This is a genomic window from Commensalibacter sp. A3DC (assembly GCF_047307945.1).
Taxonomy (GTDB): Bacteria; Pseudomonadota; Alphaproteobacteria; order Acetobacterales; family Acetobacteraceae; genus Commensalibacter; species Commensalibacter melissae.
The window spans coordinates 1-13,420 of record NZ_JAXOQA010000020.1 but is presented as its reverse complement, the minus strand read 5'-3'; the positions used below and the strand labels follow the sequence as shown (position 1 = coordinate 13,420).

Below are 13,420 nucleotides of genomic sequence, written 5' to 3'. Positions count from 1 at the left end.
ATGTTTTATTCAGAAACAGCTTTTTCCTCTGAAACCGCTTCAGTTGGGTCATCCTGTGGTGTATTTTCAAAAACTTCCACAGCGGTTGCTTCACCTTGTGCCTGACGTTCAGCCTCTTCGACGGAACGGGCAACATTAACTTTAACATCCAAATGGATTTCAGGATGAAGTTGAACTCTCACCTGATATAATCCCAACATCTTAATTGGATGGTGAATTTCAACCTGTTGACGGGAAATCGTTAACCCTTCCTTGGAAACACCTTCGCTAATATCCCGTGCGGAAACAGATCCATAAAGGTTTCCGCTTTCACCTGCCTGACGAATAATCGTTACAGAAAGTCCCTCCAAACGTTCCAAGAGGCGTTCAGCTTCTTCACGATGTTTAATGTTTTGTGCTTCAAGCTGGCTACGTTCTCTTTCAAAACGTTCACGATTTATCGCTGTTGCACGAATGGCCTTACCTTGAGGAAGCAAATAGTTACGGGCATAACCAGGCTTAACTCTAACAACATCCCCCATTTGCCCCAATTTTGCTATTCTTTGAAGTAGGATAACTTCAGTTGCAGACATATTAATGTTCCTCCTCAATCCTGAACAAATGGCAATAAAGCGAGGAAACGGGCACGTTTAATTGCCTGTGCCAATTCACGCTGTTTTTTTGCGGATACGGCTGTAATACGGCTTGGAACGATTTTACCGCTTTCTGATAGAAAACGAGATAATAAACGAATATCCTTATAGTCGATCTTTGGTGCATTTGCTGATGAAAAAGGACATGTTTTGCGTCTGCGATGAAAAGGACGACGAGCACCAACAGCAATACGACGTGCAGCTATATTTACCTGAATTTCTTCTGACATGAATTAAGCCTCCCTATCCTCTTCAACTTCGATTGAAGAAACAACCACTTCTTCGTCAACCAGATCGGAAGCATCTTCATCTTCTGAAGCATGTTTACGACCACTGTCAAAGCGACCGGATGCTTTTGATACAGAACGATTTGAAGTACGTTCCTTTTCATCCCCTTTACGTGAAAGTGTTGGAGAAGGTGTATCATCAATTTCTTCCACCCTTAGGGTCAGGAAACGTAAAACATCTTCATTCAGATTAAATTGACGTTCAATTTCCTTGATGGTTTCTGGTTTAGCATCAATGCCCAAGAGCATATAGTGACCTTTACGGTTTTTCTTGACTCTATAAGCAAGGTTGCGTAATCCCCAATATTCGCGTTTTTTAACGGAACCTTCTTCATTTTCAATCAAAGAAGCAATTCCATTAGCAATGTCTTCAACTTGTTGTTGAGTCACATCATTACGTGCAATAAACACGCATTCATATAATGGCATAATATCTCCCTTCGGCTGACTTCAACCCAATTACCAAAAAATTATTGGCATATATTCCTTCATCTAGCGGGTATAGCCAAGGCATAGCCGTTAAACCTTGGCAGGAAAGAAGATTTCTAAAAACCATAAAAAATAAAAAAATGCAAGTCCTATAAACTATAATCTTCCATAAATAATTAGTTTCCTTATTGTTTATTAGAAAATATCTATATAGAAGACTACAATTTTAAGAGTTGTATCAAATTGAAAAAATCTTATTGGATCTTAGTTGTCATCCAAAAATGACCGTAATTTGCGACTGCGACTTGGATGTTTTAATTTACGCAAGGCTTTTGCCTCAATCTGGCGAATACGTTCACGTGTGACATTAAACTGCTGTCCAACTTCCTCCAGCGTATGATCTGTATTCATTCCAATACCAAAACGCATTCTCAAAACACGTTCTTCCCTTGGGGTCAAGGAAGCCAGAACACGTGTCGTCGCTTCTCGTAAATTTGTCTGGATTGCTGCATCCAATGGAATAACAGCACTTTTATCCTCGATGAAGTCCCCTAAATGGCTATCCTCTTCATCACCCACTGGAATTTCCAGTGAAATAGGTTCCTTAGCAATTTTTAATACTTTTCTTACCTTTTCCAGAGGCATCCCGAGTTTTTCCGCCAACTCTTCCGGCATTGGTTCCCTGCCAATTTCATGCAGCATCTGTCGTGAAGTCCGCACTAATTTATTTATAGTTTCAATCATATGAACAGGAATACGGATTGTTCGAGCCTGATCGGCAATTGAACGGGTAATTGCCTGACGAATCCACCAAGTTGCATAGGTTGAAAATTTATATCCTCGACGATATTCGAATTTATCAACCGCTTTCATTAAACCAATATTGCCTTCTTGAATCAAATCCAAAAATTGCAATCCACAATTCGTATATTTCTTTGCAATTGAAATGACCAACCGCAAATTCGCTTCGATCATTTCTTTCTTGGCACGAGACGCATCGCGCTCACCATACGAAACTGTAGAAAAAACCCGTCTAAATTCTGTTACCGGCAATCCCACCTTTTGAGAAAGCTCGGCAATTTGATCACGATATTGACCAATTTCTTTACCGTATTTTTCAACGTAAAGTTTCCAGTATTTGCCAGGTAAATTTCCAACCGCTTCAAGCCAGTCAGGATTCAATTCATGACCATGATATTTTGATAAAAAGTCATCACGGGAAATTTTGCATTTTTCAGCTGCACGCAACATACTTCCCTCTAGGCTGGCAAGCTTTTTGGAAACCGTTTTCAACTGTTCCACAAGAAATTCGATTTTATTACTTTGCAGATGAATTTGCTGAACCTCTTCAATAAGCTTATCCCTTAAAGCCTCATATTTTGTCTCAAATTTACTGGTAAGTTTTTCACCGGCCTGAATCGTTTCCAAGCGCTGAGCCTGTAACTCATACAATTTGGGATAGTTCTTTTCAATTTCACTGAAATGTTTGAGGATCTCGTCCTTGTGCTTTTCCTCTAGAGCAGCAAGAGAAAGATTATTTTCTTCATCCGCGCCACTCTCCGTTTCCTCACCATCCTCATTTTCCTCCTCACTGTCGTCAGAAGTATCATGATCAAGCGAAGCGGACAAAGAACCATCCATATTTGACAATTCAACCTGGTCATATTCATTCTCAGTTGCTTCCAGATCAACAATATCCCTTAACAGCACCTCTTCGGTTTTTAACTGTTCATACCACCCAATGATTGCCCTAAAAGTCAGGGGGCTTTCACATAACCCCCCAATCATCTGGTTCCGTCCAGCCTCAATCCGCTTGGCAATGGCAATTTCCCCCTCACGCGAAAGAAGCTCTACCGCCCCCATTTCACGCAAATACATCCTAACGGGATCATCGGTTCGACCTGTATTCGTTTCAGTTGCAACCGTTTCTTCCGAATCATCTTTATCTGACTCATTTTCGGATTCTTCACCATCCGCATCCTCTTCTTCATTCTCTATAATCTGGATGTTCATTTCTGAAAAAATAGCCATAACATCTTCAATCTGTTCAGAAGACATTTTATCTTGGGGCAAGATAGCATTCAATTCATCTAAAGTTACGTAACCGCGCTCTTTCCCTTTACTTATCAAACGTTTTACAACAGCGGATTGTGTATCCAAAACATTTGTATCGTTATCACTTGAATTTTCTTCAATTTTAGATGGTGTTGTGACTGCCATTTTTGCCTCAAAAAAGCTTCCTAATTCTACCTAAACCTTAACTTCAAACTTACCTTTAAGGTATGCTTTAAATTATTTATAAAATTTATATGCTTGCTAATATTAACATTGGCTCACAAAACTGACTTTCGCACGATGAATACTATAAAGAATTACTAAACAACATTTACAGCCAAATCTAAAGCAACATATATTAGACATGATATCTACGGAAAGATAAATCAAGTCTTTATCATATCCCTAGCTAACAATTATTATAAGAAATCATCCTCCCGTTCATTGTTTGAACCTGTCCTGGCAATTTCAAGGGCTTTTACACGTGCGACAAAAATATTCTGATGCTGTTCATCTGGAGATTCAACCCATGCTTTGCGAGCCAGCTCAACCTGGTTTTCAAGTTCCTGAATATTCAATAACCCATAGAAATGCCACCATTGTTTTTCAATTAAATGTAAATCAAATTTTTGCGATAATTGATCTGAAGAAGAAATAGAAAATTCATCATTAATTGCATTAATTAAATCAGAAAAACCCTCTTTTTCAAGGAAATTTATTCTATCATCTAAGGTCGTTCCTTCAAAAGGAATTCCAACAAAAAATTCTCTCAACTTAATAAATTTTGCAGGCAAGTCTAGCTGACAAAAAGCGGACTCCACAGAAAAAAGAAGTTCTGGATAATGCAGCAAGATAGCGAATAAAATGCAAATCCTTTTATAATCAATCTGTTCCTTATCAATTTTTTGAATCCGATTTGACAAATTTACATCAGTTTTTTTTGCAAATGTTCCATATCGGTCGGCTTTTGGATAGAATTGCTGATAAAAGCGATCCAATAAAATACGGCGATATTCCTTTGACAGAATCTTGTCATCAATATGCTGAGCAATTGAAATTAGCCGCGTTTTCAACGCAGCCCGTTGTTCAGGGGATTTTATATCCACATGAGCCGATACAATCCCGTATATGGCATCACATAAGGATTGTTTTTTAGGAATAAGCTTTAAAAATGCCTCTCCACCCTGATTCTTAACAAAACTGTCAGGATCCTCACCTTCGGGAAGTGTCAAAAAATTCAATGTATGTTCAGAAGTTAAAATCGGTAAAGATTCCTCAGCTGCATGCAACATGGCCTTGTGCCCAGCCCTGTCCCCATCAAAACAGAGAACAGGTTCGGGGGTTACACGCCATAACAAACCCATCTGATCTTTTGTCAAAGCCGTACCCAATGGTGCAACCGCTCCATAAAATCCTGCCTGATATAACGCAATGACATCCATGTACCCTTCAACAACGAGAACTGTATTATATAATGGATCCACCTCCTTTCTCACAAAAAGTGATGATAAATGATTTAGCCCAAATAAGGTACGACGCTTTGAAAATAAAGGGGTTTCCGGACTATTCAAATATTTCGGCTGTCCATCGCCAATAATTCTTCCGCCAAAAGCGATAGGTCGACCCTTACGATCATGAATGGGATAAATTACTCGATTAAAAAATAGCTCCCCACCCCATTCAGTATCAGATTTTTTTCGTAGAAGTCCAGCCTCACCAATAAGTTCAAGATCATATCCTTTTTCCTTTAAGAAATGGATAAGACCTCCACGACCATCTCCAGACCATCCCAGTTTAAACGTTTCAAAAGTTTCTTTCAGAATTCCACGTTCAAGTAGATATTGCTTACCTGTCTTAGCCAAAGGTGTATCTAGGGCCAAACGATAATAATCCTGTGCGGCAAGCATAACATCGTATAAACTATGCTGTTTTTCAATCCTTTGCCTGTCCTGATATGTCTGTTCAGGAATATCCAATCCCGCCAGCGCGGCAAGCTCTTTAATTGCCTCACCAAAGGTTCTTCCCTCACTTTGCATAACAAAGGAAATGACATCACCATGGACACCACATCCATAACAATGAAAATGATCCTCATAAATATAAAACGAAGGTGTTTTCTCCCCATGAAAAGGACAACACGCTTTCCAGAAACGCCCTGAACGAGTAAGTTTTACTTTCCGTCCGATAACGGTATGAATCGGGATACGTTGCCGCAATTCTTCCAGAAATCTTTGATCAAACGCCACAAATCACCCTAAATAAATTAAGAGAGTTTAGCCTTCACCAATCCGTTTACCTTAGAAAAATCAAGAACAGAACCATAATTTTCCTTTAGGTAACCCATAACCTTGCCCATTTCCTTAATAGACGAGACTCCTGTCTTTTCCACTGCCTCATCTACAACGTCCCGCATTTGATCTTCATTTAGTTGCGCAGGCAAAAACGTTTCAATAATCGTGATTTCCCCCTGCTCCTTTTCAACCAAATCCTGACGATTTGCCTTTTGGTACATTTCCACAGATTCACGACGGGACTTTACCATACTTTTAAGCATTGCGATAATTTCATCTTCGCCAACCTGATCAATGCCCTTTGGACGAGCATTAATATCCAGATCCTTCAATTTGGCCCCAATCATCCGTAACGTGGCGACTTTCCCTGCCTCTTTAGCCTTCATGGCAGTTTTCAATTCTTCTTTAAAACGTTCACGCAAACTCATTTCTTTCTCCATTCTTAAAGTATAGCATTTTTTGATAAGGAAAAAAATTCCCATCATATTTATTTACATTCAGTGCTGGGATTTTTTTTCCCAATCCTATATACATATAATATTAATAATTATATTCGTCCAACATAAGGTCTAGGGACATGACAGATATTGACACAGTTATTTCCAAGCTCGGCGGTATTGAAAAGGCGGCCAAGATTGCCAGAGTCTCTACCGAAGCAATTCGCAAATGGAAGCAGGCTCATGCCATTCCTTCTAAACACTGGGCTACAATAATACAAGCAACAGGATTAACTTTAAAAGATTTGCAACCTGAAAAAAATAATTATGACGATAATTCTATCAGCTTAAAGACCCAACGCCCATCAAAAGCAAATGCCATTCTTTTACTGGAGGATGGAACCGTCTTGTGGGGAATGGGATTTGGTGCCCATTCTTCAAAAAACAACCTTGCCCTTGGAGAAATCTGCTTTTCTACCGGAATGACGGGATATCAAGAAACCCTCACAGATCCATCTTTTGCTGGCCAGCTTATTACCTTTACCTTTCCACACATTGGAAATGTAGGTACTAACGACGATGATAACGAGGCAGATACAATTGTTGCAAAAGGACTGATCATCAAAGAAAAAATTACTGAACCTTCCAACTGGAGATCGACCAGTCATTTAAACAGCTGGCTTAAAAAGCAAAATGTGACAGGAATTTATGGAATTGACACTCGTGCCCTTACCCTCCTTATCCGTGAAAAAGGTCCACAAAATGCTTTGATCTTCTGGCCTGAAGACGGAAATTTTGATCTGGAATTTTTACGGAAAGAAATTAAAAGATGGCCTGGATTAAAGGGAATGGATCTCGCAAAAGAGGTTACTTGTCCAAAATCCCATTCCTGGAAAAAAAATGTCTGGTGCTGGAAAAGCGATAAAAAAAATCAAAACAAGCCTGCCTATAAAGTCGTGGCCATTGATTACGGTGCAAAATATAATATTTTTCGTAATCTTGTCAATGTCGGATGTGATCTTGTCGTTGTTCCCGCTACAGTATCAACTGAGGAAATATTGAGCTATAGTCCTGATGGTGTTTTCCTTTCGAATGGGCCTGCAGACCCAGCGGCAACAGCTCATTATACAGTTCCAGTTTTAAGGGAGTTGCTAAAAAGAAATATTCCAATTTTCGGAATTTGTCTTGGCCATCAGCTTTTGGCTCATGCCTTGGGCGGTAAAACTTACAAACTGGATCAGGGACATCGCGGGGCAAATCAACCTGTTAAAGATTTAAAGACGGGCAAGGTTGAAATTACCAGCCAAAATCACGGTTTTGCTGTTGATCCCAAAAGCTTACCCGATACCGTACACGAAACGCATATCAATTTGTTCGACCATTCCAACGAAGGGATTGCCTCAAAGATTTATCCGGCCTTTTCCGTACAATATCATCCAGAAGCAAGCCCCGGCCCAACCGATAGCCATTATCTTTTCAAACGCTTTGTTGAATTGATGGATCAGCATTCCTCTTCCCATAAAAGATCATAGAGTAACCAATATGCCTAAAAGAACTGATATATCTTCAATCATGATTATTGGTGCTGGTCCAATTGTTATTGGCCAGGCCTGCGAATTCGACTATTCGGGTGCCCAAGCCTGTAAGGCCCTGAAGGAAGAAGGGTATCGCGTAATTTTATTGAATTCGAATCCCGCGACAATCATGACAGATCCTGATATGGCTGATGCAACCTATATCGAGCCAATTACTCCTGAAACGGTAGAACGCATTATTCTGAAAGAAAAACCCGATGCCATTTTACCAACCATGGGGGGACAGACAGCTTTAAATACCGCCATTTCCCTTGCAAAATCAGGTTTTCTAGAAAAAAATAATGTTGAGCTGATTGGCGCAAAAGCCGATGTTATCGACCGGGCGGAAGATCGTTTGAAATTTCGTGAGACCATGGATGCCATTGGTATTGAAAGCCCTCGCAGCGCCATTGCTCATTCTATGGAAGAAGCAAGAGAATCCTTAAAAGAGATTGGATTACCTGTGGTCATCCGTCCATCTTTTACTCTGGGTGGTTCTGGGGGCGGTATTGCATACAACACGGATGAATTTGAAAATATCATCAGTGCGGGTTTGGATGCCTCTCCAACAACAGAAGTCCTGATTGAGGAAAGTATTGTTGGATGGAAAGAATATGAAATGGAGGTGGTCCGTGATAAGGCGGATAACTGTATCATCATCTGTTCCATCGAAAATATTGACCCCATGGGAATTCATACCGGGGATTCAATCACCGTCGCACCGGCACTGACTCTCACCGATAAAGAATATCAACGCATGCGGGATGCCTCGATTGCATGCCTGAGAGCGATTGGGGTTGATACAGGTGGATCAAATGTTCAGTTCGGTCTGAATCCAAAAAATGGACGTATGGTCATTATTGAAATGAATCCCCGGGTTTCGCGTTCATCCGCTCTGGCTTCAAAGGCCACCGGTTTTCCCATCGCCAAAATTGCGGCCAAATTGGCGGTAGGTTACACCCTTGACGAACTCAAAAACGATATTACCAAAACAACACCTGCTTCTTTTGAGCCAACCATTGATTATATTGTAGTTAAGATTCCCCGCTTTACCTTTGAAAAATTTCCTGGTACCCCTGCCCTGCTCAATACAAGCATGAAATCTGTTGGTGAGGCGATGGCTATCGGACGTAGCTTCCCGGAAGCACTTCAAAAAGGTCTGCGTTCTATGGAAATCGGTTTGACGGGACTTAATCCGGTAACCATTCCCGGAGATGGTGACGAAGATTCTTTCCGTGCAGCTCTTTCCCAACCAAGACCCAATCGAATTCTAGTGGCCGCTCAAGCCATCCGTGCGGGAATCTCACTGGAAAGTATCCATGAAGCCTGCCATTTTGATCCATGGTTTTTACAACAACTTCAACAGATTATTCTTGTTGAAAATCAGATCGAGAAAAACGGATTGCCCTCTGACCCATTTGAACTAAGAAATATTAAGGCTATGGGATTTTCTGACAAACAGCTTGCAGAATTGACACAAAAGTCAGAAAAGGAAATAGCTCAATATCGTCAAAAACTCAACGTTAATCCAATTTACAGACGAATTGACACCTGCGCGGGTGAATTTGCCTCTTCCACTTCTTATATGTACTCAACCTATGAGGGTGGTTTTAATACACCAATTTGCGAGAGCCATCCAACTGATCGTGAAAAAATCGTCATTTTGGGGGGTGGCCCCAACCGTATTGGACAGGGCATTGAGTTTGATTATTGCTGTGTTCATGCTTCATATGCTTTAAGGGAAGCGGGATATGAAACCATTATGGTCAATTGCAACCCTGAAACTGTCTCAACCGATTATGACACGTCTGACCGTCTTTATTTTGAACCTCTAACGGCAGAAGATGTCATTGCGCTTATTCGTCGCGAACAGGAAAAAGGGGTCTTAAAGGGATGTATCGTGCAATATGGTGGACAAACGCCACTTAAACTTTCCAAAGCACTGGAAGAAGCTAACATCCCCCTATTGGGTACTCCAGCGGATGCTATTGATCTTGCAGAAGATCGGGAACGTTTTCAGGCCCTGTTACAAAAACTTGGTTTACGGCAACCGTCAAATGGAATTGCTCATAATGCCGAAGATGCCGAAATAATTGCGGAAAAAATCGGTTATCCAGTGGTTATTCGCCCCTCATATGTGCTGGGCGGACGAGCCATGGAAATTGTCCATGATAGAAATAGTCTGCATCGTTATCTGAATGAGGTTCTTTCCTCTGCTGGTGTCGATGTATCTTCCGGCCCATTATTGATTGACCAATATCTTAATGATGCCATTGAAACCGATGTAGACTGTCTGGCCGATGGAGAGGATGTCTATGTCGCCGGTGTAATGGAACATATCGAGCAAGCCGGCATTCATTCTGGTGACAGTGCCTGCTCTATTCCACCTTACACCCTTTCACCCGCCCTGGTAACAGAATTGCAGGCACAAACCACGACCCTGGCAAAAGCTTTGGGAATTGTTGGATTGATGAATGTACAATATGCAATCAAGAATAATGAAATATTCATATTGGAAGTCAATCCACGCGCCTCAAGAACTGTTCCATTTGTTGCAAAGGCAACCGGGGTACCCATTGCCAAGATTGGGGCAAGAATCATGGCCGGGGAAAAATTGAGATCCTTTTCGTTAAAACAGCGTTCTGTTAGAGGTCATGTCGCCGTTAAAGAAGCGGTGTTCCCCTTTGCGCGGTTTCCCAATGTAGATATCATTCTCGGCCCTGAAATGCGATCTACAGGTGAAGTCATGGGTATTGACACGTCATTTGAACGTGCCTTTGCAAAATCTCAATTGGGTGCCGGTGTAACCTTACCCTTAACAGGCAATGTTTTCCTTTCGGTACGTCATAGTGATCGCCCCTCTCTATTGCCTCTGGGCAGAAAACTGACAGAAATGGGATTTAAAATTCTGGCCACACGTGGAACAGCCGAAACCTTAAAGAATGCTGGTATTGAAGCCAAGGTGGTTAACAAGGTATTGGAGGGTCGTCCACACTGTGTCGACGCGATCCTTTCCGGAGAAGTCCAGCTAATTATCAATACTGTTCAGGGTGCACAGGCAACCGCCGATAGTTTCGACATACGCCATTCCGCGCTGACCCATAATATACCCCACTATACAACTATGGCAGGTGCCGCCGCCGCCGTCCATGCCATTGCGGCTTTGCGTGAAGGCAAACTGGACGTGGCCCCGCTGCAATCTTATTTTAATCATTAAAATTCTAAGGTCATTTTCTTAACTAAAGCAGGTGATTATTATAAACCTGCTTTTTTTTATTGACTATATGTTTCCATAAATCCGGTAAAAATACTTCTTGCACAAGTACTGATTGACTGGAACAAATGAATACCGATCTTCTTGCCCATAAACCAAAATGGCGATAATCAATTGGCAGGAGTTCTCTAGGATATTTTGTTATTTCAATTTTTGACCTTTCAAAAACATCTTTTTGAAATAATACAGACCCGAGCGGTTTATTGCCAATTGCCTGAAAAAGGTTTCCCCTGCAATCCTCCCCTTTGGACAGGATAATGCTACGGGCATATATCCAGGCTTGACCTTGTCCCTCCAAAACAACCTGCCTGACCTGTTTCAGACTTGGATAACCAACCTCTAATATCCCGCATTCATCTTCCCTGATTTTTTGTTTTTGTTCAGACAGACGCTTTAATGAAAATTGATTTCGACTTAAACGAATTAACCGTTTTGTCAAAGATTCCGAATTGAACAGCCATTCATCTTCATGGGTTGAAAGACGGGATTTCCATCGGGAGTGATCTGCCCAGCATAACTTTTTATGATACATGAAATCAAATATAGAGATTGAGAATTGATTTAGAAATAAAATAATGTAATATGCTACAAAAATTTTCTTTATAGAAAAATATGTTTATAATAACAATTGTATTTATATAATATTCTTAATTTGTTTCTTAAAGGACATTCAACTTTGCAAAAATTTCCAATGACGGCTCAAGGGCTACGACGTCTGGAAGAAGAGCTACGCAGACTTAAAGATAAAGAAAGGCCAGAAATTATACGTGCGATCGCTGAGGCACGCAGTCATGGCGACCTTTCTGAAAATGCAGAATATGAAGCGGCGCGTGAACGCCAGTCTTTTACTGAAGGACGCATACTGGAACTTGAACAGATAATTTCATCGGCTCAGGTTATCGATCCATCAAGCCTATCAGGAAACACTGTTAAATTTGGTGCAAAAGTTGTTTTGATTGATGAAGAAACAGAAAAAGAGTCCACCTTTCAAATTGTTGGACTTCATGAAGCCGATATCAAATTAGGTCTATTGTCAATTTCATCCCCTTTGGCCAAGGCTCTGATCGGTAAGGAAAAAGGAGCAACGATCTCTGTCCCTGCACCTGGGGGAGATCGATCTTATGAAATCCTTGATGTTATCTACGCTTAACCCCTGATTTATACTATTATGATTTCAATTAACGACGTCCATGATGCGGCGCAACGGATAAATAAAAATATTATCCGCACTCCTACCCTGTTTTGTCAGTCCCTGTCAAAAAGAGTAAATGCAGATATCACCTTGAAACTTGAAAATCTTCAAGCCGTTGGCTCTTTCAAGGAACGTGGCGCTGCCAACCGACTTGCCCTGCTGACTGAAGAGGAAAAAAAACGGGGGGTTATCACCGTTTCAGCCGGCAACCATGCCCAAGGCGTTGCACGCCATGCACAATTACTAGGCATTGATGCGATTATTGTCATGCCGAAATTCACACCTGTGACAAAAATCAACCGAACTGCGGCCTGGGGTGCCAAGATTGTTTTGGAAGGTGAAGATTTTACCGAGGCCACCCAATATGCCAATCAACTCGCCAAGGAAGATGGACGTGTTTTCATTCATCCTTATGATGATCCCGCAGTCATGGCTGGACAGGGAACATTGGCACTGGAAATTTTCGAGGATACAAAATCAGATCTTGATTACCTGATTGTTCCCGTTGGCGGGGGTGGACTGATTTCAGGATGTGCTGTTGTAGCTGCCGCTTTAAGACCCTACACAAAAATAATTGGTGTTCAAAGCGATCGTTATTTTTCATATTCCTTTGCCACCCATAAAGCGTTAAAACCGCCTGGCGGTGCAACCATTGCGGAAGGTATAGCCGTTCGCAAACTAGGTTTTTATCCTTTTGAAGTCATAGAAAAATATGTGGAAGATATCGTTTCCGTCCCAGAGGAGGCCATTGAGGATTCTATAACCCTTGTAGCGGAACATGCCAAGCAAATTACCGAAGGAGCGGGGGCAAGTGGTCTGGCTGCCATTCTAACCTATCCAGAACGGTTTAAGGGTAAAAATATTGCCTTTCCCATCAGCGGGGGAAATATTGATACACGTATATTGGCCAACACCCTACTTCGAACCCTCCTACGGGAAGGAAGACTATTACGTCTAAGATTCTCAATTCCTGATCGTCCAGGTGTATTGGCTGACATTTCCCACATTATAGGAACTGAAAAGGGTGGAAATATCATAGAGGTATCACATCAACGGTTATTCTCGACCTCAAGCGTTCAATCGGCCATTCTCGAAATTATGGCGGAAGCACGCAGTGCAGAACATGCAGAGGAAATTATACAAAGCCTTCGAGAAAAATATACTGTCGAAAGAATTTAGTCTGAATTGATTGAATACGAATATATTTCAACCAATTCGTATTCAATCACCTTAATTAATTCAATGATTT

11 protein-coding genes are annotated in these 13,420 nt (G+C 41.3%); 4 read left to right on the top strand and 7 right to left on the bottom strand.

Going from position 1 to position 13,420, the window contains the following annotated elements; translation table 11 throughout:
- Nucleotides 1–5 precede the first annotated feature (5 nt).
- The 6 genes from rplI to U0839_RS03740 all read right to left on the bottom strand — a co-directional run bounded on the left by rplI (nt 6) and on the right by U0839_RS03740 (nt 6,122).
- Nucleotides 6–572: a 50S ribosomal protein L9 gene (rplI, locus tag U0839_RS03765; protein WP_155565752.1), complete on the bottom strand. Its 567-nt coding sequence runs from the start codon at nt 570–572 to the stop codon at nt 6–8.
- Between the two features lie 14 nt (nt 573–586).
- Nucleotides 587–862, bottom strand: a complete 276-nt coding sequence (rpsR, locus tag U0839_RS03760; protein ID WP_110438356.1) for a 30S ribosomal protein S18 — start codon at nt 860–862, stop codon at nt 587–589.
- Nucleotides 863–865: 3 nt separating this feature from the next.
- Nucleotides 866–1,348 (bottom strand): 30S ribosomal protein S6, encoded by a 483-nt coding sequence (rpsF, locus tag U0839_RS03755; protein WP_122123875.1) that lies wholly within the window; start codon nt 1,346–1,348, stop codon nt 866–868.
- 264 nt (nt 1,349–1,612) lie between these two features.
- Nucleotides 1,613–3,568: an RNA polymerase sigma factor RpoD gene (gene rpoD, locus U0839_RS03750; protein ID WP_155565753.1), complete on the bottom strand. Its 1,956-nt coding sequence runs from the start codon at nt 3,566–3,568 to the stop codon at nt 1,613–1,615.
- A gap of 254 nt (nt 3,569–3,822) precedes the next feature.
- Nucleotides 3,823–5,649: a DNA primase gene (gene dnaG, locus U0839_RS03745; protein WP_155565754.1), complete on the bottom strand. Its 1,827-nt coding sequence runs from the start codon at nt 5,647–5,649 to the stop codon at nt 3,823–3,825.
- A gap of 17 nt (nt 5,650–5,666) precedes the next feature.
- On the bottom strand, nt 5,667–6,122 hold the full coding sequence (locus U0839_RS03740; RefSeq protein WP_155565755.1) for a GatB/YqeY domain-containing protein: 456 nt from the start codon (nt 6,120–6,122) through the stop codon (nt 5,667–5,669).
- A 149-nt stretch (nt 6,123–6,271) separates the two neighbouring features.
- Between U0839_RS03740 and carA the strand changes: the two genes are divergently transcribed.
- Nucleotides 6,272–7,663 (top strand): glutamine-hydrolyzing carbamoyl-phosphate synthase small subunit, encoded by a 1,392-nt coding sequence (gene carA, locus U0839_RS03735; protein WP_155565756.1) that lies wholly within the window; start codon nt 6,272–6,274, stop codon nt 7,661–7,663.
- A gap of 10 nt (nt 7,664–7,673) precedes the next feature.
- Entirely contained in the window at nt 7,674–10,922 is a 3,249-nt protein-coding gene (gene carB / locus U0839_RS03730; protein ID WP_155565757.1) for a carbamoyl-phosphate synthase large subunit, read from the top strand.
- A gap of 22 nt (nt 10,923–10,944) precedes the next feature.
- Here carB and U0839_RS03725 read toward each other — a convergent pair whose 3' ends face one another.
- Nucleotides 10,945–11,511, bottom strand: a complete 567-nt coding sequence (locus U0839_RS03725) for a chorismate--pyruvate lyase family protein (protein ID WP_155565758.1) — start codon at nt 11,509–11,511, stop codon at nt 10,945–10,947.
- Nucleotides 11,512–11,655: 144 nt separating this feature from the next.
- Between U0839_RS03725 and greA the strand changes: the two genes are divergently transcribed.
- Nucleotides 11,656–12,129 carry a transcription elongation factor GreA gene (gene greA / locus U0839_RS03720; RefSeq protein WP_110438619.1) on the top strand — a complete coding sequence of 158 codons (474 nt, stop codon included), beginning with the start codon at nt 11,656–11,658 and terminating at the stop codon, nt 12,127–12,129.
- Between the two features lie 18 nt (nt 12,130–12,147).
- Nucleotides 12,148–13,350, top strand: a complete 1,203-nt coding sequence (locus U0839_RS03715; RefSeq protein ID WP_122123881.1) for a threonine ammonia-lyase — start codon at nt 12,148–12,150, stop codon at nt 13,348–13,350.
- Nucleotides 13,351–13,420: the final 70 nt, after the last annotated feature.

What these genes read in the sequence shown, in the direction of transcription:
- U0839_RS03725 (WP_155565758.1), bottom strand. Translation starts at nt 11,511, where the DNA reads ATGTATCATAAAAAGTTATGCTGGGCAGATCACTCCCGATGGAAATCC.
- rplI (WP_155565752.1), bottom strand. Translation starts at nt 572, where the DNA reads ATGTCTGCAACTGAAGTTATCCTACTTCAAAGAATAGCAAAATTGGGG.
- rpsF (WP_122123875.1), bottom strand. Translation starts at nt 1,348, where the DNA reads ATGCCATTATATGAATGCGTGTTTATTGCACGTAATGATGTGACTCAA.
- U0839_RS03740 (WP_155565755.1), bottom strand. Translation starts at nt 6,122, where the DNA reads ATGAGTTTGCGTGAACGTTTTAAAGAAGAATTGAAAACTGCCATGAAG.
- rpsR (WP_110438356.1), bottom strand. Translation starts at nt 862, where the DNA reads ATGTCAGAAGAAATTCAGGTAAATATAGCTGCACGTCGTATTGCTGTT.
- carA (WP_155565756.1), top strand. Translation starts at nt 6,272, where the DNA reads ATGACAGATATTGACACAGTTATTTCCAAGCTCGGCGGTATTGAAAAG.
- carB (WP_155565757.1), top strand. Translation starts at nt 7,674, where the DNA reads ATGCCTAAAAGAACTGATATATCTTCAATCATGATTATTGGTGCTGGT.
- rpoD (WP_155565753.1), bottom strand. Translation starts at nt 3,568, where the DNA reads ATGGCAGTCACAACACCATCTAAAATTGAAGAAAATTCAAGTGATAAC.
- U0839_RS03715 (WP_122123881.1), top strand. Translation starts at nt 12,148, where the DNA reads ATGATTTCAATTAACGACGTCCATGATGCGGCGCAACGGATAAATAAA.